A 20,556-nucleotide genomic window follows, 5' to 3' on the forward strand; every position below is an offset into this window, starting at 1 on the left:
TCCCGACCGCCCTCTCACCGCTCCCGCCGGAGCGAAGGCGAAATCGCGCAGCCTTGCCAAGGCCTTGCCGCCCGCGGTCACGCGCCGCGCCGTTTCACGTTACTTTCACTTGACCCGCGTTGGCTTTCGCTTATCCTGCCAATCGAGTTTCGTTATGAAATTATTATGCTGCGCCGCACAGGAGAGCGCTGCGTCGTGACCATGCTGGACATCTTCATCATCGGCGGCGGCGTCAACGGCGCCGGAATCGCCCGCGACGCGGTCGGCCGCGGCTACTCGGTCGGCCTTGCCGAGATGGCCGACCTCGCGAGCGGCACCTCCTCGCGCTCGACCAAGCTGGTCCATGGCGGGCTGCGCTATCTCGAGCATTACGAGTTCCGCCTGGTGCGCGAGGCGCTGATGGAGCGCGAGGTGCTCTGGTCGAACGCGCCGCACATCATCTGGCCGCTGCGCTTCGTGCTGCCGCACCACAAGGGCCTTCGCCCCGCCTGGCTGCTGCGCCTCGGCCTCTTCCTCTATGACCATATCGGCGGCCGCAAGCTGCTGCCGGCAACCCAGGCGCTCGACCTGACGCGCGACGGCACCGGCGCGCCGCTCAAGGGCGATTTCCGCCGGGGCTTCGAATATTCCGACTGCTGGGTAGACGACGCGCGCCTCGTCGTGCTGAACGCCCGCGACGCCGCCGATCGCGGCGCCGAGATTTCGACGCGCACCCGCGTCACCGCCGCCGAGCGGATCGGCGATCATTGGCAGGTCACGCTGACCGACACCGTCACCGGCGAGACGCGGCAGGTGGAAACGCGGCTCCTGATCAACGCCGCCGGCCCCTGGGTCGACCGCGTCCTGCGCGGCATCGCCGGCGCCGACGCCGGCCATCACGTCCGCCTGGTTCAGGGCAGCCACATCGTCGTGCCGCGGATCTTCGACCATGACCGCTGCTACATCTTCCAGAACGCCGACGGCCGCATCATCTTCGCCATCCCCTATGAGGATGATTTCACCCTGATCGGCACCACCGACCGGGACTATCACGGCGAACTGAAGGACGTCGCCATCTCCGCCGAGGAGACGGAATATCTCTGCGCGGCGGCGAGCGAATATTTCAAGAAGCCGGTGCGTTCGGACCAGATCGTCTGGAGCTATTCGGGCGTGCGGCCGCTCTATGACGACGGCGCCACCAGCGCCCAGGAAGCCACCCGCGAATATGTGCTGAAGGTCGACGGCGCCGCCGACGCACCGAAGATCATCCAGGTCTTCGGCGGCAAGATCACCACGTCGCGGCGGCTGGCCGAGCATGTGCTGGAACATGTCGAGACGGTGCTCGGCAAGCGCGGCGCGCCCTGGACGAAAAAGGCGGCGCTGCCCGGCGGCGACTTCCCCGTCGACGGCTTCGAGGCGCTGGTAGCAAGCCTGGTCGCGGACTATCCGCGCCTCGACGCGTCGCTTCTCCGGCGGCTCGCCCGCCACTACGGAACCCGGACCCGCCGGATCCTCGGATCGGCGAAGACGGCGGCCGATCTCGGCCGGGCTTTCGGCGCTGGACTCACCGCGGCGGAGGTCCACTATCTCATCGACCAGGAATGGGCCCGAGGCGCCGCCGACATCGTCTGGCGACGCAGCAAGCTCGGTCTTCGGATGACGGCGACGGAGATCGCCGCGCTCGACGACTACATGCGCAATGCCATGCAGGAGAGACTACCGACAGCGGCGCAATAGAGGGCCGCATCGGGCACGGGAGGAGCCATGCTCGAACTGAGGCAAGTGACCCGAAAGGTCGGGGCGGCAACGCATATCGAGGACGTTTCGCTCGTCCTCGAAAGCGGCTCGCTCAACGTCCTGCTGGGCCCGACCCTATCCGGCAAGACGACGTTGATGCGGCTGATGGCCGGCCTCGACGCGCCGACCAGCGGCGATGTGTATGTGAACGGCGTCCGGGTGACCGGCGTGCCGGTCCAGAAGCGCAACATCGCCATGGTCTACCAGCAGTTCATCAATTATCCGACGCTGACGGTCTACGAGAACATCGCCTCGCCGCTGCGCGTCGCCGGCGTCGACCGCGCCACCATCGACCGGCGGGTCCGCGACGCGGCCGAACTGATGCGCCTGACGCCGATGCTGGAGCGGACGCCGCTCGAGCTTTCCGGCGGCCAGCAGCAGCGCACGGCGCTCGCCCGCGCCGTGGTGAAGAAGGCAGATCTCGTCCTGCTCGACGAGCCGCTCGCCAATCTCGATTACAAATTGCGCGAGGAACTCCGCGCCGAGCTGCCCCGCCTGTTCGCCGAGACCGGCGCGATCTTCGTCTACGCCACCACCGAGCCGACCGAGGCGCTGCTGCTCGGCGGCAATACGGCGACGCTTTCCATGGGCCGCATCACCCAGTTCGGGCCGACGACGGACGTCTATCGCCGCCCGGCCGACCTGATCACCGCGACCACCTTCTCCGACCCGCCGATGAACACGCTGCGCGCCACCAAGTCGGGCGCCGCCATCGCGCTTTCCGACGGCGCGACGCTGCCGGCGACGGGCCGGCTCGGCCGCCTCGCCGACGGCGCCTATCTGTTCGGCTTCCGTCCGCATGATCTGCATCTCGAGCCGACCGAGGCCGCGACGATCGCCGTGCCGGCGACGGTTGCGATCACCGAGATCACCGGCTCGGAAAGCTTCGTCCATCTCGATTCCCCGGACGGCCGCTGGGTCGGCCTGGTGCACGGCATCAAGCCGATCGAGATCGGCGCCCGCGTCGAGGTCCGGCTCGATCCGGAACGCTTCTTCGTGTTTTCCGCCGACAGCGGCCGCGCCGTGGCAACGCCGCCGGCGATGGCGGCCTGAAGGGATCAGAGATGGCCAGGATCGATCTTCGCAATCTCGCCCACGCCTACCTACCGAACCCGAAAGAACCGCGCGACTATGCGCTGAAGCCGCTCAACCACACCTGGGAGGATGGCGGCGCCTATGCGCTGCTCGGCCCTTCCGGCTGCGGCAAGACCACGCTTTTGAACATCATTTCCGGGCTGATCACGCCGAGCCACGGCCAGGTGCTGTTCGACGGCGTCGACGTCACCGCCATGCCGACCGAGGCGCGCAACATCGCGCAGGTGTTCCAGTTCCCGGTCATCTACGACACCATGACCGTCTACGACAATCTCGCCTTCCCCTTGCGCAACCGCCGCGTTCCCGCACCCGCCGTCGATGCGCGGGTGCGCGAGATCGCCGCCATGCTGGAAATGACGGACGTGCTCAAGAAGCGCGCCCGGGGGCTCACCGCCGACGCCAAGCAGAAGATCTCGCTCGGCCGCGGCCTCGTCCGCGCCGACGTCGCCGCCATCCTGTTCGACGAGCCGCTGACCGTCATCGACCCCCTACTCAAATGGCAGCTGCGTTCGCAGTTGAAGCAGCTGCACAAAAAGTCCGGCTACACCATGGTCTATGTCACGCATGACCAGACCGAGGCGCTGACCTTCGCCGACAAGGTCGTCGTCATGTATGAGGGCGAGGTGGTGCAGATGGGCACGCCCGCCGAACTGTTCGAACGTCCGGCCCATACCTTCGTCGGCTATTTCATTGGTTCGCCGGGCATGAACGTGCTCGCCGCCGAGATCGACGGCACGGTGGCGACAGTGGACGGCACGGCGATCCACCTGCCCCGCGCCTATGGCAAGTCGACGAGCGACCGCAAGGTCGAGCTCGGCATCCGGCCGGAATTCATCCGCGTCGCCCGTGGCGAGGGCCTGCCGGTAACGATCCGCAAGGTCGAGGATGTCGGCAGCTACAAGATCGCGCGCCTCGCCTTCGGGAAGCGCGAGATCGCGGCGATCGCGCCGGAGGGGACCGAGTTCCCCGCCGACGATGTCGGCGCCGTCTTCGATCCCGCCCATCTCAACGTCTATGTCGACGGCCATCTGGTCGACGGCACGCCGGCAAGGGGGCTTGAGCATGGATAGACCCACCAACCAGAAGGCCTGGTTCCTCGTCCTGCCGGTGCTGCTGCTGGTTTCCTTCTCGGCGATCATCCCGCTGATGACCGTCGTCAACTATTCGGTCCAGGATACGTTCGGCAACAACGAGTTCTTTTGGGCCGGCACCGCCTGGTTCGAGGAAATGCTGCATTCCCCGCGCTTCCATCAGGCCCTGGCGCGCAACCTCGTCTTCTCCGCCATCATCCTCGCCATCCAGATCCCGCTCGGCATCGTCGTCGCGCTCTCCATGCCGCGAAAAGGCATCGGCGTCTCGATCTGCCTGGTGCTGATGGCGCTGCCGCTGCTCATTCCGTGGAACGTCGTCGGCACCATCTGGCAGGTGTTCGGCCGCGTCGACATCGGCCTGCTCGGCCATACGCTGGAAGCGATCGGCATCGACTACAATTATGTCCGCGATCCCCTCGACGCCTGGTTCACCATCATCCTGATGGATGTCTGGCACTGGACCAGCCTGGTGGCGCTGCTCTGCTATGCCGGCCTGGTCTCGATCCCCGAGGCCTATTACCAGGCGGCCCGCATCGACGGCGCCTCGCGCTGGGCCGTCTTCCGCTACATCCAGTTGCCGAAGATGAACCGCGTGCTGCTGATCGCCGTTCTGCTGCGCTTCATGGATAGTTTCATGATCTACACCGAGCCCTTCGTCGTCACCGGCGGCGGCCCCGGCAACTCGACGACTTTCCTCTCCATCGACCTGGTCAAGATGGCGGTCGGCCAGTTCGACCTCGGCCCGGCGGCGGCGATGTCGATCATCTACTTCCTGATCGTGCTGCTGCTTTCCTGGATCTTCTACACGGTCATGACGAACTACGAGCGGGGCGGACAGTGAGCACCGGCGTCAGCAAGAGCATCGATCTGGACAGCAAGGCCGGCACGCGCGCCGCCAACGCCGCCAAGGCCCACGGCTTCGTCGCGCCACCCAAGGTGCGCAAGCCGCTGCATCTCGGCTGGCTGGTGATGACGCTCTACCTCACCTTCCTGCTGCTGCCGATCTACTGGCTCGTCAACATGAGCTTCAAGACCAATGTCGAGATCACCAACACCTTCTCGCTGTGGCCGAACGATCCGACCTTGCGCAACTACATGGTCATCTTCACCGATCCGTCCTGGTACAATGGCTATATCAACTCGATCACTTATGTGGTGATGAACACGGTGATCTCGATCGCCGTGGCGTTGCCGGCGGCCTACGCCTTCTCGCGCTACCGCTTCCTCGGCGACAAGCATTTGTTCTTCTGGCTGCTCACCAACCGCATGGCGCCGCCGGCGGTGTTCGCGCTGCCCTTCTTCCAGCTCTATTCCGCCTTCGGCCTGATCGACACCCACATCGCGGTGGCGCTGGCGCATTGCCTGTTCAACGTGCCGCTGGCGGTCTGGATTCTGGAAGGCTTCATGTCCGGCGTGCCGCGCGAGATCGACGAGACCGCCTATATCGACGGCTATTCCTTCCCGCGCTTCTTCGTGAAGATCTTCATGCCGCTGATCGCATCGGGCATCGGCGTCGCCGCCTTCTTCTGCTTCATGTTCTCCTGGGTCGAGCTGCTGCTCGCCCGCACGCTGACGACGACGGCGGCGAAGCCGATCGCGGCGATCATGACCCGCACCGTCTCCGCTTCCGGGCTCGACTGGGGCGTGCTGGCGGCGGCCGGCGTGCTCACCATCATCCCCGGCGCGCTCGTGATCTGGTTTGTCCGCAATTACATCGCCAAGGGCTTTGCCCTGGGGAGGGTCTGATGGCCAGCCGCTCGCCCGTGACGGGCATTATCCGCAACACCATCGCCAAGGGCTTCGCCCTGGGGAGGGTCAGATGAACTTCGCCTGGATGGCCTGGACGCCGCCGACCGCGATCTTCTTCGCGACGATCTTCCTGATCCTCTGCGGCATGGGGGTCTGGGAATATGTCAGCCCCGGCGGCGCGCCGCGGACCGGCATCCTGCGCTTCGAGACGACGCGTGGCGACCGGCTGTTCGTTTCGCTGCTCGGCAGCGCCTTCATCTGCCTCGCCTGGCTCGGCCTGGTCGGCCCGAACCTCTGGTGGGCGCTCGGTCTCTCTCTCGTCTATGCGGTGCTGGTGTTCCGCTGGGTGTGAGAAGGAAGGATGGCGCGGCCATCTCAGAAATGGCCGCGCCAAGTCGCTAGAAAAACCCTTGGGAGGATTCCACATGCGACGCAGTCTCTTAGCATCCACGGCGACGCTGGTCGTCATGATATGTGGCTCGCCTGCCTTCGCGGACATGGACGCCGCGAAGAAGTTCCTCGACGCCGAGATCGGCGACCTGTCGACGCTGTCGCGCGCCGAGCAGGAAGCCGAGATGCAGTGGTTCATCGACGCCGCCAAGCCGTTCGCCGGCATGGACATCAAGGTCGTCTCGGAGACGCTCACCACGCATGAATATGAATCGAAGACGCTCGCCAAGGCGTTCTCCGACATCACCGGCATCAAGATCACGCACGACCTGATCGGCGAAGGCGACGTCATCGAGAAGCTGCAGACGCAGATGCAGTCGGGCGAGAACATCTACGACGCCTATGTCAACGACAGTGACCTGATCGGCACGCACTGGCGCTACCAGCAGGCGCGCAGCCTGACCGACTGGATGGCGAACGAGGGCAAGGACGTCACCAACCCGAACCTCGACATCGCCGATTTCATCGGCACGTCGTTCACCACCGCGCCGGACGGCAAGCTCTACCAGCTGCCGGACCAGCAGTTCGCCAACCTCTACTGGTTCCGGTACGACTGGTTCAACGATCCGAAGAACAAGGAGGACTTCAAGGCCAAGTACGGCTACGAGCTCGGCGTTCCCGTCAACTGGTCGGCCTATGAGGACATCGCAGAATTCTTCACCGGCCGCGAGATCGACGGGAAGAAGGTCTATGGCCACATGGACTACGGCAAGAAGGACCCGTCGCTCGGCTGGCGCTTCACCGACGCCTGGCTCTCCATGGCCGGCAATGGCGACAAGGGCATTCCGAACGGCCTGCCGGTCGACGAATGGGGCATCAAGGTCGACGAGAAGTCGCGCCCGGTCGGTTCCTGCGTCGCCCGCGGCGGCGACACCAACGGCCCGGCCTCGGTCTATTCGATCGAGAAATACCTTGAGTGGCTGAAGGCTTACGCGCCGGCCGCCGCGCAGGGCATGACCTTCTCCGAATCCGGTCCGGTACCTTCGCAGGGCGAGGTCGCCCAGCAGATCTTCACCTATACGGCCTTTACCGCCGACTTCGTGAAGCCGGGCTTGCCGGTCGTGAACGAGGACGGCACGCCGAAATGGCGCTTCGCGCCCTCGCCCCATGGTGTCTACTGGAAGGACGGCATGAAGCTCGGCTATCAGGACGTCGGCTCCTGGACGATCCTGAAGTCGACGCCGGAAGACCGCGCCAAGGCGGCCTGGCTCTACGCCCAGTTCGTCACCTCCAAGACGGTCGACGTCAAGAAGAGCCATGTCGGCCTGACGCTGATCCGCGAAAGCACGATCCGCCATCCGAGCTTCACCGAACGCGCGCCGAAGCTCGGCGGCCTGATCGAATTCTACCGTTCGCCGGCCCGCGTGCAGTGGTCGCCGACCGGCACCAACATCCCGGACTATCCGAAGCTGGCGCAGCTCTGGTGGCAGGCGGTCGGTGACGCCTCGGCTGGCGCCAAGACGCCGCAGGAAGCGATGGATTCGCTCTGCGCCGAGCAGGAGAAGGTGCTGCAGCGCCTCGAACGGGCCGGCATCCAGGGCGATATCGGGCCGAAGCTCGCCGAAGAGCACGACCTCGCCTACTGGAACGCCGACGCGGTCAAGAAGGGCAATCTCGCGCCGCAGCTGAAGATCGAGAACGAAAAAGAGAAGCCGATCACCGTCAACTATGACGAGCTGGTGAAGAGCTGGGCCGACACGAAGGCGAACTAGACCTCGCCGGGTCTCGACCGACGACCAGGAGCCGGACCGCGCCAGCGGCCCGGCTTCGTCATGCCCGCAAAAGCTCCAGGCCCCACATTCGCGACCGGACCCGCTGAACGGCCGCTTCCAAGCCGATAACTCACCCCGCGACGCGCGCATCCGCGCGCCGTCCGGCGGCGCTATCCTCTCCTGGCCGGAAATCCGAACCCGTCTCTCGCCGCAGCTGCGAAAACCTCGATCAGCGCAGATCGGCATTCTCCAGCGCGGCGTCGATCATGGCGGTGAAGACGCGGCCGGATCTCTTCCCGTCCCAAGGCAGGTCCTTGACGAGACCGCCGCGAAAAATCATTTCCTCGTCCGGCAGGCGCATCGCGGCGATGGCGGCGAGGGCGTGCGGCACGAAGGCCTTCCAGCCCAGCACGTAATCGGGCTTCGGGCGCGTAGGATCGCCAGATTCGGCGTCGTAGATCGCCATTGCGACGCGCTTGACCATTTCGTTGCTCATGACGCTCTCCTCTCTCCTACCGCTAGAAATGGCGCCTCGGGACGGGGAAGACAATTGGCGGCGTCGCGCGGCGCGCTCCGGCAATTCCCCACAAGAAGGACCCGGTCCGCCGGAGAGGGGACCGGACCGGGCCGACGCAACCCGCCGCCGGATCAGACTTGGTTGATCTCCAGCACCGCCAGATTGGTCAGCTTGCTGTTCGTCGCCTTTTCCTGATCCAGGATCTCGCCGAGCCATTTGTGCGCTTCGTCGTGGCCGAGCGTCTTCGCCCATTCCCGCAGCGAACCATAGCGGGCGATCTCGTAATGCTCGACGGCCTGGCAGGCGGCGAGCAGCCCGGCGTCGCGCGCCGTGCCCTCGGTCTCTTCGATCAGCCCGTCCGTCTCCTTGAGCAAGCCCTCGATCGCGTCGCATTTCTCGCCCGATGGCTTCACGCCGATCTCCGCGAAGACCTTCTTCAGCGTCTCGATCTGCCCCTTGGTCTCGGCGAGGTGATCTTCCGCCGCCTTCTTCAGCTTGCTGTCGCCCGCTGCCTTCGCGACCTTCGGAAGCGCCTTCACGATGGCGTTCTCGGCGTAATAGACGTCCTTGAGCGTATGCTCGAAAATCTCGGCCAGTGTCTTCATTTTTTGCTCCTCCATGGGCATGCGGAGAAGCAACGGACCGGACGGGGAAATCGTTCCGGGCCGTCCCGGAGGCAGCCTTTCGGCTTCGTGGCGGGCATCGTCGGCGGCGAGGCTGGCCCGCAGGCAGCAAAGCGAGGCCAGGGCCCGCACCTGCCCGTTCGAAGGCGTTGCGACGATCCCCTTGAAATCGGCACAAAAAGAAAGGGCGGCCCGAAAGCCGCCCTGACTGGTTCCGTATGAGACGGGGTTAGAACTTGTAGTTCAGACCGGCCTTGAGGGTGTGGAACTTCGTCTCGACATCGAGACCGGCGTGAACGCCATTGAGGTTTTCATCGATGATCGTTTCGCTGCCGAGATCGACATAGAGGTATTCGGTCTTCAGCGTGATGTTCTTGGTGATGCCGTATTCGAAGCCGGCGCCGACCGTCCAGCCCGTCTGGGTGTTGGAGGCCGATTCATCGACGACCGAGACGCCGTTGATATTGGCCGAGATCGAAGACTTCACGCTGCCATAGGCGAAACCGCCCGTGCCGTAGAGCAGGAGGTTATCCCAGGCATAGCCGAGGCGGCCGCGCACGGTACCGAACCACTCGACCTCGGAACCGGCATCGAAGTTGCCGCCAAAGTTGCCAATAGTATTGAAGTTGCCGCTGATCTTGCCCTCATAGGACGCCGCAGCGATATCCGCCTCGACACCAACAACCCAGTTCGGGTTGAACTGCCAGTTATAGCCGATCTGGGCGCCGCCGAAGCCGCCGCTGGCGTCCTGCTCGAGTTCACCATTCAGAAGGGAGAAGACCTGGTTACCGCTGGTGGCAGTGATGTCGCCCGGATACTTGAAATCGCCGGCGGCGACGCCGCCATGCACGCCGACATAGAAGCCGGTCCAGTTGAACGCCGCGGGCGCCGCGACGACCGGCGCCTCGTAGGTGAGATCAGCCGCCTGGGCGCCGACGACGCCGAGAGCGAAAACCGATGCCAAGCATGCACTGCGGATTGCGAACTTCATTCTAAGCCCCTTGCCTGCATTTATCCCAGCCGAAGGATCACCGTCGGCCTGCCCTGATAAACGCGACGTTACCTGAAGGAATGCGTACGAAATGTTGCATGCCCGCAACAGAGCATCTCGACTTACGCCATGTCAGCAATGTCAACGATCAATATAAGCAGGGTAACCTTATCGATTTTTAGATAAGTACTTAAAATATAGAAATATTCTAATGGATGACCATTGGCGTCGACATCCGAAATAATCCGTGGCACGAATGCCACAGGACAACCAATTAGCTAGGCGGCCCGAAAAAGGCCTGTCGACGGCGTTCGGCGGCGAGATTTGCTGAGTCGTTTCTATGGCTTCCCATGTTCCGCGCTCGGCTTGCCGTCTCCCCGCCCGGCAGGAAACATCCCGTCCGACAAGGGCGTCGGAACCGGCGCGGCGCGCCCTGGCAACCGGTGGTGGCACACTCCCCACCAATTCCGGGCCGATCCGGCCAAGCCCCTTGCCCACGCGCTCCGAATGCCTATAGGAAGGGACGCGGAGGCGGCGAATGCCGTCGGGGGCCTATAGCTCAATGGTTAGAGCCGACCGCTCATAACGGTCTGGTTCCAGGTTCGAGTCCTGGTGGGCCCACCAATCTTTTCAATGGGTTAGCGGGATTTTGCAGTATTCTCTCTGGTCATTTGAACCTAGAGGATGCGGACAACTCCCCACTCGCGCAAACAAAAAGGCCCGGCCCAGCCGATGGGGGCTCCACGGCCGGCTTTCGTGCACGTCCGCCAGTCGCACCGCGTGATCACGCGTTGAGCCGGCTTTCGCCTTAAAGCTCGGAGCCGACATCGTGGCTCACACCGAAGCGTGGGTGATAGGATTGACGTCGCCCGGCAGCGGCCGCTGCGATGCCAGCCCCTCATTCGCCGGCGCCCTCAATCAGACATCGATCTCTTCCGGCCTCGTTGGGATTGCCGACCTCACCCTCGGACGGATCGGCGCGCCACGACCTCATTGGCTCCGTGGTCAGGGAGGCAAACCGGCCGTTCGTCGTCTCGCCTTTTGAAGAGGAATGGGACCAACGAGGACGCCCGCCGCAGCACTCCAGCTGGCATGGGCAGGGATCCAGACAGCCACGCGCCACCAGATCAGGATAGGGACCGCGATCAGCGCCAACTAGACGGCAACCCAAACACGGGCAATTGGCGGCAACAGCCAACGAAGGTGGTAGCGGCCGAGAATCGGCCTCAGCCAATTGGCTATCCCGAATGCATGGCTACCGCGAACCGATCACCCCAGTTGCGGAATGTCCACGAGCAGATAGTCAAGCCACAATCTGCAATTACCCACACAATTACTCGACAACCTGATGATCAGATTTTTGCGTCAATTTCTAGACGTCAAGCTAGTAAAATACCTCATCACGATAAATTTACTTCAAAATTTGAAACACTCTGGCAGCCTTCCTCAGGGAAAAGCAACCAGTCTCTTGGAGTAACTCCATGCATAAGAATGCGTCCTACATCCATGACCTCGCCATTGAGCTTAGCCATATGGCCAAAAGAGATGGCTTCAATAATCTATCGCGATCTCTGAAAGTAGTCGCAAAATATGCGCGCGAGATCTCGAAAAATGCAAAACACCGAAGCAAATCTAAGAGTGATCCTAGACGCGATCGACTTAATGCTACGGCTGGCCCGGCATGATGAATGCCACAAAATCGTAGCCGCACTGGAATCAGCCAGAGAAGAAGCTCAAAAACAACTTCCAGATAAGCCGAATACTAGTCCGCGAGGGCAATAGAATGACCCACCACACGAGGAAGCGTCGCCGCATAGCAAGACGCAAGCAAGCTCAACGAGCCAAGAGCTTCGCCGATTGGCTCACGTCAAGCGAGAAGGAGGCAATTCTCTACCCCCTCGACAGCTTTAAGATCTTTCACCGGGCCACGGACAACATGTGCATACTACTGGTCAATCCGGGCCTTTCAACCCAGCAGGGTTTCGAGATCGAACCCGAACGGGCGTTTCGGCTTGCTGACGACCTGTGGTCCAATTGTGAAGCCGGCGACATCGAGGCCGCCTACTACGGGGAGGCCGAACCGATCCCGGTTGCGGCGACTTACCCATGAGGACGACCCCAGATCCTGTCAACGCGATCGTCGGCCATCGGCTTCGGCAACTCCGGACGCATTCGGGTATGACGCAAGAGGATTTCGCCGACCTTCTCGGCGTTACGTACCAGCAACTTCAAAAGTACGAGAACGGCACGAATGCGCTCAGCATCTCGCGGATATGGAGAGTCTCCCAGGCTCTTGGGATAACGCCGTCGCACCTCTGCGATATCGATATAGCCTCAGAGGAAGGTGACTAAGCGGGCCCTGAAAGGGAGCCATGGATATCGCACGAACGTCGCCCCCTCCCCGCTTCTCCAGCGTCCGACGCTCAAGGTTGGCTACTGGGACGGTCATCTTTGGTGACGACCCTGTCGTAGGCGATACCCTCCGCGTCATTGATCCAGGCGTACGCTCCGGCCAGCCTCATATGCTCGGCGCCCGAGTAGCGTTTCGCCGGTTGGTCCTGCCGAGCAAAACGCTCAGGCGGAACCTCCCGCAGTCGGCTTGCAGGATAGGCATCCGGCCGGAGCCGATTTCGGCGCTTGCGCTCGAACTTCATGGCGCTCTAGATCTGGCCCTCCAGCGATGATCGGGAACCAGTTCCATCCATCGGCCATGCTTGCCTCCCTAGGTAAAGCGATGGGCCCGCAGCGGCCGCTTCAACTGATCGCCAACCCAATGCGTCCGGAGCTCCCGCGTTCGCCTAGGAAAAGCCTCAAGCTTGGTATTGTCCTATCCCCGGTCCCCGATATAGGGGTTTGATACACAACGAGAAATTGTCGCCGCGCCTCCCCGCTTCGACGATGCCGAGGTCACATGGACTGGTTCTTCATCATCGCCTTGGCGGCCGCGTCGAGCATCGATAATTTCGCCGTCGGCCTTTCCTACGGCGTGCGCGGCATCCGGATCCATCTCGGCTCCAACCTGATCATCGCAGGGGTCTGCTTCGTCTTGAGCCTGGCCGGCATCCTGTTCGGCAAATGGATCGGCGATGTGCTGCCCGGCAGCACGCCCGACATCGTCGGTTCCGTCCTGCTATTCGTGATCGGCGTGCGCATCCTGCTGCTGGTCCTGCCGCGCAAGACGCCGGCCCCGACGACAAAACCCGCGACCGGCCTTCGCCGCCTTTCGGACTGGCTTTCCCGCGCCATCGCCGTCGACGGCGGCAAGATCGGTCCCGTCGAGGCGCTCATCCTGGGCATCGCCCTCTCGGCCAATGCGCTTGCCAACGCGGTCGGCGCCGGCCTCCTCCAGATGCCCTTGCTGGCGATCGCCCTCTCCGCCTCGGTCGGCAGCCTCCTGACGATCTCGCTCGGCGTGGCGCTCGGCCTTCGCGCGACCAAGATCAGCATCGGGCGCTTCGATCTCGCGCGGTTCGGAACCCTGCTGAGCGGCCTGATCCTGGTCTGCCTGGCCGTGGCCCAGTTCTGGTAGGCGGCATCCGGGCTCCCGAGCCGCCCCAGAATGGAGGCGGATCGGTTGTAGCCATAGGCAAGCCGCAACCTATTGACGCAGAACGGCGTCAATGCAACCATCGTGGCGCAATCTCATCGGCCCCTTGCCGACGGAGACTTGCAGCCTGCCGGCGGCCAGCCCTGACCGTCGGCGGGCCCCCTCCATGGCGCGCCCTTCGGAAGAGGCAAATCCGCGAGCGCTCAATAGATCCGCTCAAGGGAGCCGGCCTCAGCGAGGAAGGTGCTGCGCCACTGCTCCGTCCTGTGGTCACGCTGGATCTGAAGATCGCTGTCCTCGATGCCGGGAGGCTTGGCGAGCGTGACGCCGACGAGCTTTGCGATATCGCGAAGGATGGACGCGGGCTCCCGCTGCAGATCCTCGTAGCGCACCTTCATCGGCACGATCCGGTTGCGCGCGAAATAGCGGTCCCAGCGGGCATTCTCGTTGGTGATGTCGGCCAGAGCCCGGTCGATCTCCAGGCGCGAATAGCTCGGCTCGACCGAAGGCCCGGTGATGCGCGAGTTCCATTTCTCGGTCTGCCACGCCCGGGCGAGCGAGATCGCCTGTCCGAGCAGATCGTCGCGAAACACCCGCACGAAGACCGGATTGGGAAAGAACTCCCAGAGGTACACGTCGCGCGCCGCGCTATCGAGATGACCGGGAAAGAGCTTTAGCGAGAACACGCCGTTGGGGCTCATATGCGCTCGCGCAACGTTCAGCCGATGCAGCGTGGTATCGGCGCCGTGGCGGTTGATGAACATCTTCGCGCCGGAATTGAAGAACTCGCCGGGACGGCCGAGTTGGCCGGTCGCCGCCATCAGCGAACAGAGGAGGCTCGTTCCCGAGCGCTGCGCGCCGACGATGGCGATCGTCGCGCGGGGGGCGATCCAGTCCGGCGGCGGATGAAGCCTGAGCGCAGGTCGGGAATGCGCGCGTCGGCGCCAAAACCTGAGTTTCAACGAAGCCCCCCTCGTCCCATAGCCAGCAAATTAAACGACAAGTCCGTTTCATGGGCAATCGCCGGAAAATATGGCTCGCCGATTTGCCCCAAACGAAAACGCCCGCCCCTGCCGGAAGGCGGGAGCGGGCGGAAGCGAAGGCAGCGTCAGGGGCTGGCGCGGCTCAGGCCGGGATGAGGCTGGCTGCGAGCAGGCCCTCGGCGACCAGGTCGGTCCAGAGCGCCGCCGGGATGACAACATCCTGCGCCGCGAGGTTGCGCTCGAGGTTGCGCGTGCTGGCGACGCCGAGAAGGACGGAGGCGACGGCCGGGTGGCTCAGCGGGAAGCGCTGCGCCGCGGCCGCGAGCGGCACGCCATGGCGGGCGCAGACGGCCTCGAGACGACGGACGCGATCGACGATCGCCGGCGGCGCCTCGGCGTAGTTGTAGTGCGCGCCGGGGACCGGGCCGGTCGCCAGGATGCCGGAATTGAACACGCCGCCGACGACGATGCTGGCGCCGCGCTCGAGGCAGGTCTTGAGCAGCGGCAGCGCGCCTTCCTGCTCCAGCAGCGTGAAGCGGCCGGCCAGCAGGAAGGCGTCGAGATCGGCATGTTCCAGCGCCTGCAGGCAGACCTCGACCTCGTTGACGCCGAGGCCGATCGCCTTGACGTCGCCGGCCGAGCGCAGTTCCTGCATCGCCTTCAGGCCGCCCGACATGGCGACGGGGAAGTATTCGGCGTTCTTCTCGACGCCATGCGTGTCGACGCCGATGTCGTGCATGTAGAGCACGTCGATGCGGTCGAGGCCGAGGCGATGCAGGCTCGCCTCGTGCGAGCGCATGATGCCGTCATAGGAATAGTCGTATTCCTGCTCGAAGGGCAGGACGTCGACGAAGCCGTAATCGCCCATGACGCGGCCGCGCAGCGGCGTCAGGATGCGGCCGACCTTGGTCGAGATGACATAGCTGTCGCGCGGCTTGTCGCGCAGGAAATCGCCGAGCCGGCGCTCGCTCAGGCCGTGGCCGTAGCGCGGCGCGGTATCGAAGAAGCGGATGCCCGCATCCCAGGCCGCCTGCAGCGTCTCATGCGCCACCTCGTTGCTGACCGCGCGATAGAGATTGCCGATGCTGGCGCCGCCGAAGCTGATCTCGGTGACGTCGAGGCCGGTGCGGCCGAGCGGGCGTTTGGCGATGCTCATAATCAACCTCTGAATATCCATGGCGGCGAGCCGCCCGGTCAGCGCCGGCGCGGCAGCTTGGTGAAGGTTCCTGCCGATATCACAGGACGGAAACAAATGCTCCAGAAGATGGCGGGACGGGAGGACGGGCAGCGGAGCGCGCGATCCGTTTCCACAGCCGTCGCGAAGGCGCGGCGGGATCGTAAGGGCGTCGAACCGCGCTGCCGTAGTCCCGTCGCAATGGGCCCCTATCCAACCCTCGGTTCACACGCAACACGCGAAAGCCGAACGGGAGACGCCCATGATCCGCGCCAACTTCATCCGGACCACCATCCTCGCCTCGACGCTCCTTGCCGTCGTCGCCGCTCCCGCCATGGCGCAGCAGGCGCCGCAGCCGCCGACGCTGACCGTCTTCGGCGACGGCATCGCGACCGCCGTTCCCGACATCGCCGTGGTGACGCTCGGCGTCGTCTCGGAGGCGCCGACCGCCAAGGACGCGCTGGCCGCCAACGCCACCGACATGACCGCCGTGATCTCCGCCATCACCGATGCCGGCATCGCCACCAAGGACATCGCCACCAGCGGCCTCTCAGTCAATCCGGTCTATTCCGACCCGTCCAAGGATCCGGAAGGCCGCCAGCAGGTCACCGGCTACCGCGTGCAGAACCAGGTGACGGTCAAGATCCGCGACCTCGCCAAGTCCGGCCCGCTGCTCGACAAGGTCGTCTCGGCCGGCGCCAACCGCGTCACCGGCATCGATTTCGACATCGACAAGGCTGGCGCGCTGCGCGACGAGGCGATGAAGGCGGCGATCGCCGAGGCCCGCCGCAAGGCCGTGCTGATGGCAGAGGCCGCCGGCGTTGCGCTCGGCCCGATCCAGTCGGTGCAGACGAGCGAAGGCGGCGGCGTGCCGATCTTCCGCGCCCAGATGGCGATGAAGGCCGACGTGTCGACCCCGGTCATGGGCGGCGAGCAGCAGATCTCCGCCAACGCGACGATCGTCTACATCATCGAGCCGCTGAAGAAGTAAGCGGACGGCCTCCCGCCTCTCCCTGACCAGGGAGAGGCGAAGGGGCTCCTGCTTGCCGACATTCCAGAGAGACGCATTCAGCGAGGCCGCAGTCACTTCCCCGCTGCACGCCTTCGCCGTCATCCCCGCGAAGGCGGGGATCCATGCAGCTGCACCCTCGACCGACCGAACCTCCCGACGCCTCAGCTGAATGGATCCCGGCCCGGAGGCCGGGATGACGGCGAGCCTGGGGCAACGGCCGGCGCACGTTCTTCACCCGGCGCCAGCACGGAAAGCGCCGCCGGCAGGCTTTCGAGCACCAGCGGCGTCGCCATCCGCGTCAGTTCGCCATCGACCGAAAGCCAGAGGCGCGGCCTATGGCTGGTGATCACGGCGCGCCGGACGGCGAGCGATTCGATCTCCGGATTGTCGCGCCAGCGCCCGGCCAGCAGATCGAGCCCCGCCTGCATGCGGCTCGCAAGCTCGGCGCCGGCGGCGAAATGGATCTCGATCAGCCCTTCGTCGAGCTGCGGCCGATCGAAGCCGGTGAGCGACAGGCGGTTGTTGCTCGCCAGCAGCGCATAGACCTCGATCTCGCGACTTTCCCCTGCGGTCTCCAGCGTCAGCTGCAGCACGCCGGCGCGACTGAAGGCACGCAGCGACGAGCGCGCCACGGCGATGAAACGGCCGAACGGCAGGCCTGCGCCGCGAAACTGCGCCCGCCCGCGCGCCACTTCCGCGAAATAGCCGAGCCCCGCCAGCGTATGGAACACGCGGCCATTGACGCTGGCGAGATCGATCCGGCGCGGCGCGGCGGCGGCCAGCGCCGCGAGCGAACCCTCGAGATCGGCCGGCATGCCGAGCGTCTTGGCGAACAGGTTCATCGTGCCGAGCGGCAATACGCCGAGCGTCCGTTCCGCGCCGGCGCCGTTCGCGGCGACGAGCTTGCGGATGGCATGGCCGACCGAGCCGTCGCCGCCACCGACGACGACCGTCGGCGGCCCGGACCGCGCCGCCTCGTCGATCGCCTGCAGGAACGCGTTCCCCTCCGCCAGGATCACCTCGGCGGAACGGCCGCGCTCGCTAAAAGCGCCTTCGACGATGGCGCGGATTTCGGCGGGATCGCGATCCTGGATCGTCCCGGCATGTTCGTTCAGGATGACGATTGTATCGGCCACGATCCCTCCGGGCTGCTCCCCAAGGTGGCTGCCGCCTGCGGGCAACGCAAGCGGGGAGCGGATCGATCCATGGCGGGCGCGAACGCTCAAGCGCCAAAGGGCGCATGCCCCTCACCTCTCCCGGAGTGCCTGGCCGAAATCAGGCCCTACGTCAGGCGCCAGGCCGGCTGTCCAAACCTCTGAGCGCTCCCGGCCGATCGACCGGCTCCACCATCATCCTGAGGTGCTTCGCGTCAGCGAAGCCTCGAAGGAGGTTCCAGCGGGGCAATCCGCTTTGCAGATGAAGTCCGGCGAAATCCAATCCACGTCAGGTGGCGTTTCCTGGACCCTCCTTCGAGGCCCGGCTTCGCCGGGCACCTCAGGATGATGGTCGAGTTTTAGGAAATCCAGCTTGAGCGGCGGGGCCACATCACGCCGAACCCGGCTGAAATGGATTCCTGCTTTCGCAGGAATGACGGCGAGCTCTGGGACACGGGGAGATGAAGCTGGCGGCCGGCTGATTAGACGAAAGGGACGCTCCAGCCCTTCACCTCTCCCTGAGGGAGAGGTCGACGGCCGAAGGCCGGCGGGTGAGGGTTTACGGCCTCACCGGATGGTTCCCTAAACCCTCACCCGGCTCTACGAGCCGACCTCTCCCTCAGGGAGAGGTAAAAAGGCAGCTTCGCTCGCCCGGACGGACGAAGCAGACCGCAGACCTATCGGAGAGGCGAAGAAAGGCCGCCTCCCCGCGCAAGGCAGGGAAGCGGCCGATCGAAAAAAGACTCAGCCCTCGACGGGGGCGGGGTGCTCGGGGAGCGGGGCCTCGCCCTTGCGGGTGCGCATCAGGTTGACGAAGCGCGTGAACAGATAGTGGCTGTCCTGCGGGCCCGGGGATGCTTCCGGGTGGTACTGCACCGAGAAGATCGGCTTGTCCTTGACGCGCAGGCCGCAGTTCGAGCCGTCGAACAGCGAGACATGCGTCTCCTCGACGGTATCGGGCAGCGAGGCGGCGTCGACGGCGAAGCCGTGGTTCATCGAGGTGATCTCGACCTTGCCGGTGGTGCGGTCCTGCACCGGATGATTGGCGCCGTGGTGGCCCTGATGCATCTTCCGGGTCTCACCGCCCAGCGCGATGCCGAGCATCTGGTGGCCGAGGCAGATGCCGAACAGCGGCACGTCGGCGGCGATGACTTCCTTGATCGCCGGCACGGCGTATTCGCCGGTCGCCGCCGGATCGCCGGGGCCGTTCGACAGGAAGACGCCGTCCGGCTTGTGGGCAAGGATCTCCTCGCCGGTCGCCGTCGCCGGCAGGATGGTCACATCGCAGCCGGCGTCCGCCAGCAGGCGCAGGATGTTGCGCTTGATGCCGTAATCGACGGCGACAACCTTATGGACCGGGTTTTCCTCGCGGCCATAGCCCTTGTTCCAGACCCAGGTCGTCTCGTCCCAGCGGAAGGTCTGGCCGGTGGTCACGTCCTTGGCGAGGTCCATGCCGACGAGGCCGGGCCAGGCGGCCGCTTCCTTGGCGAGGTCCGCCTGCGCGAAGACGCCGTCCGGCGCATGGGCGATCACGGCATTCGGCATGCCCTTCTCGCGGATCAGCGCGGTGAGCGCGCGGGTGTCGACGCCGGCGATGCCGACGATGCCGCGCGACTTCAGCCAGGCGTCGAAGTTCTTCAGGGCGCGGTAGTTGGACGGATCGGTGATGTCGGTCTTGATGACGCAGCCGCGCACGCCGGATGCCGAGGCCATGTTGACGGTCTCGATGTCCTCGTCATTGGTGCCGACATTGCCGATATGCGGGAAGGTGAAGGTGACGATCTGCCCGGCATAGGACGGGTCGGTCAGGATTTCCTGGTAGCCCGTCATCGCGGTGTTGAAGCAGACCTCGCCGGCCGCGTGGCCGACCGCGCCGATGCCTCGGCCTTCGATCACGGTGCCGTCGGCGAGGATCAGAAGCGCCGTCGGCTTCGGTTCCGCCCAGACGTCGTTGTCCGTGATCGCGTCGGTCAGCAAGTTGTCGGCCATGATCTATCCGCTGGTCTCGATGGTGGTCGGGCGCGTAGCTCATGCCGCGCAAAAACGCGGCGGATCCCAGGGATCCACCGCCTCGCGCCCATTTGCCCGGAAACTAGGGCAAGCCCGGCACCCCGTCAACCCGAAGCGAAAAATACAAAAGTCTTACATTTCAATATGTTAAGGTAGATGCGCTTGAAGGACGCGCCAAGCTTCTCTATGGTGCGCCGGCGTTCAAGGAGATTGACGATGCGCGACACCATCAATGCGGCCCTGAAAGGGGCGATGCTTGCCAAGGACAAGAAGCGCACCGGAACGCTTCGCCTGATCGCCGCGGCGATCAAGGATCGCGACATCGTCGCGCGCACCGCCGGCACCGGCGAGGCGACCGATGTCGAATTGATCGACCTGCTCGCCAAGATGGTCAAGCAGCGCCTCGAATCGGCGAAGATCTACGAGGACAACGGCCGTCCCGAGCTCGCCGAGCAGGAGCGCGAGGAAATCGCCGTCATCGAGGAATATCTGCCGAAGCAGCTCTCCGAGGACGAGGCCAAGGCCGCGATCGCGGCCCTCGTCGTCGAGACCGGCGCCTCGGGCATCCGCGACATGAACAAGGTGATGTCCGAGCTGAAGGCCCGCTATGCCGGCCAGATGGACTTCGCCAAGGCGAGCGCCGCGGTCAAGGCGGCGCTGACCAGCTAGGGT

The 20,556-nt window shown here is 64.7% G+C and carries 19 protein-coding genes and 1 tRNA gene; 13 read left to right on the forward strand and 7 right to left on the reverse strand.

What is annotated here, in order from left to right; genetic code table 11:
* The first annotated feature begins 201 nt into the window (after nt 1-201).
* The 7 genes from glpD to K32_RS15705 all read left to right on the forward strand — a co-directional run bounded on the left by glpD (nt 202) and on the right by K32_RS15705 (nt 7,873).
* Entirely contained in the window at nt 202-1,716 is a 1,515-nt protein-coding gene (glpD, locus tag K32_RS15675) for a glycerol-3-phosphate dehydrogenase (protein WP_244669996.1), read from the forward strand.
* Between the two features lie 27 nt (nt 1,717-1,743).
* Nucleotides 1,744-2,829, forward strand: a complete 1,086-nt coding sequence (locus K32_RS15680) for an ABC transporter ATP-binding protein (protein ID WP_201400417.1) — start codon at nt 1,744-1,746, stop codon at nt 2,827-2,829.
* A gap of 11 nt (nt 2,830-2,840) precedes the next feature.
* Complete coding sequence (locus K32_RS15685; protein ID WP_201400418.1) at nt 2,841-3,941, forward strand: ABC transporter ATP-binding protein; 1,101 nt, start codon at nt 2,841-2,843, stop codon at nt 3,939-3,941.
* On the forward strand, nt 3,934-4,803 hold the full coding sequence (locus K32_RS15690; protein WP_201400419.1) for a carbohydrate ABC transporter permease: 870 nt from the start codon (nt 3,934-3,936) through the stop codon (nt 4,801-4,803). Before K32_RS15685 ends, K32_RS15690 begins: the two co-directional genes overlap by 8 nt.
* A 128-nt stretch (nt 4,804-4,931) precedes the next feature.
* The gene (locus K32_RS15695) at nt 4,932-5,708 is read left to right on the forward strand and encodes a carbohydrate ABC transporter permease (protein ID WP_201404521.1); all 777 of its coding nucleotides are present in this window, start codon (nt 4,932-4,934) and stop codon (nt 5,706-5,708) included.
* Between the two features lie 73 nt (nt 5,709-5,781).
* A complete protein-coding gene (locus K32_RS15700) occupies nt 5,782-6,063 on the forward strand; it encodes a DUF2160 domain-containing protein (protein ID WP_201400420.1) in 282 nt (93 codons plus the stop codon).
* Nucleotides 6,064-6,136: 73 nt separating this feature from the next.
* Entirely contained in the window at nt 6,137-7,873 is a 1,737-nt protein-coding gene (locus K32_RS15705; protein ID WP_201400421.1) for an ABC transporter substrate-binding protein, read from the forward strand.
* Between the two features lie 229 nt (nt 7,874-8,102).
* On the opposite strand, the gene K32_RS15710 is transcribed toward K32_RS15705, so the two are convergent.
* The 3 genes from K32_RS15710 to K32_RS15720 all read right to left on the reverse strand — a co-directional run bounded on the left by K32_RS15710 (nt 8,103) and on the right by K32_RS15720 (nt 10,004).
* Nucleotides 8,103-8,369, reverse strand: a complete 267-nt coding sequence (locus tag K32_RS15710) for a hypothetical protein (RefSeq protein ID WP_201400422.1) — start codon at nt 8,367-8,369, stop codon at nt 8,103-8,105.
* A 152-nt stretch (nt 8,370-8,521) separates the two neighbouring features.
* Complete coding sequence (locus tag K32_RS15715) at nt 8,522-8,995, reverse strand: ferritin-like domain-containing protein (RefSeq protein ID WP_201400423.1); 474 nt, start codon at nt 8,993-8,995, stop codon at nt 8,522-8,524.
* 247 nt (nt 8,996-9,242) lie between these two features.
* The gene (locus K32_RS15720) at nt 9,243-10,004 is read right to left on the reverse strand and encodes an outer membrane protein (protein ID WP_244669541.1); all 762 of its coding nucleotides are present in this window, start codon (nt 10,002-10,004) and stop codon (nt 9,243-9,245) included.
* A 548-nt stretch (nt 10,005-10,552) separates the two neighbouring features.
* On the opposite strand from K32_RS15720, the gene K32_RS15725 reads away from it, so the two are divergent.
* From K32_RS15725 to K32_RS15740, 4 genes are all read left to right on the forward strand, one after another.
* A tRNA-Ile gene (locus K32_RS15725) sits at nt 10,553-10,628 on the forward strand.
* A 1,159-nt stretch (nt 10,629-11,787) separates the two neighbouring features.
* Nucleotides 11,788-12,114, forward strand: a complete 327-nt coding sequence (locus K32_RS15730) for a hypothetical protein (protein WP_201400424.1) — start codon at nt 11,788-11,790, stop codon at nt 12,112-12,114.
* A 68-nt stretch (nt 12,115-12,182) separates the two neighbouring features.
* Entirely contained in the window at nt 12,183-12,356 is a 174-nt protein-coding gene (locus K32_RS25085) for a helix-turn-helix transcriptional regulator (protein ID WP_201400425.1), read from the forward strand.
* Nucleotides 12,357-12,915: 559 nt separating this feature from the next.
* Entirely contained in the window at nt 12,916-13,533 is a 618-nt protein-coding gene (locus tag K32_RS15740; RefSeq protein WP_201400426.1) for a manganese efflux pump, read from the forward strand.
* 221 nt (nt 13,534-13,754) lie between these two features.
* On the opposite strand, the gene K32_RS15745 is transcribed toward K32_RS15740, so the two are convergent.
* Both K32_RS15745 and K32_RS15750 read right to left on the reverse strand, forming a co-directional pair.
* Nucleotides 13,755-14,513, reverse strand: coding sequence for a Stf0 family sulfotransferase (locus K32_RS15745; RefSeq protein ID WP_201400427.1), 759 nt, complete (start codon nt 14,511-14,513; stop codon nt 13,755-13,757).
* A gap of 163 nt (nt 14,514-14,676) precedes the next feature.
* On the reverse strand, nt 14,677-15,684 hold the full coding sequence (locus K32_RS15750) for an aldo/keto reductase (RefSeq protein WP_201404523.1): 1,008 nt from the start codon (nt 15,682-15,684) through the stop codon (nt 14,677-14,679).
* A 286-nt stretch (nt 15,685-15,970) separates the two neighbouring features.
* On the opposite strand from K32_RS15750, the gene K32_RS15755 reads away from it, so the two are divergent.
* Complete coding sequence (locus tag K32_RS15755) at nt 15,971-16,699, forward strand: SIMPL domain-containing protein (protein ID WP_201400428.1); 729 nt, start codon at nt 15,971-15,973, stop codon at nt 16,697-16,699.
* Between the two features lie 182 nt (nt 16,700-16,881).
* Here K32_RS15755 and K32_RS15760 read toward each other — a convergent pair whose 3' ends face one another.
* Together K32_RS15760 and carA are read right to left on the reverse strand one after the other, a co-directional pair.
* On the reverse strand, nt 16,882-17,856 hold the full coding sequence (locus K32_RS15760; RefSeq protein WP_201400429.1) for a diacylglycerol kinase family protein: 975 nt from the start codon (nt 17,854-17,856) through the stop codon (nt 16,882-16,884).
* Nucleotides 17,857-18,618: 762 nt separating this feature from the next.
* Nucleotides 18,619-19,863, reverse strand: a complete 1,245-nt coding sequence (carA, locus tag K32_RS15765; protein WP_201400430.1) for a glutamine-hydrolyzing carbamoyl-phosphate synthase small subunit — start codon at nt 19,861-19,863, stop codon at nt 18,619-18,621.
* Between the two features lie 237 nt (nt 19,864-20,100).
* Here carA and K32_RS15770 point away from each other — a divergent pair, with 237 nt between their 5' ends.
* Nucleotides 20,101-20,553 (forward strand): GatB/YqeY domain-containing protein, encoded by a 453-nt coding sequence (locus K32_RS15770; RefSeq protein WP_201400431.1) that lies wholly within the window; start codon nt 20,101-20,103, stop codon nt 20,551-20,553.
* Nucleotides 20,554-20,556 lie beyond the last annotated feature (3 nt).

It is taken from the genome of Kaistia sp. 32K (assembly GCF_016629525.1).
In the GTDB taxonomy this organism is placed as follows: Bacteria; Pseudomonadota; Alphaproteobacteria; order Rhizobiales; family Kaistiaceae; genus Kaistia.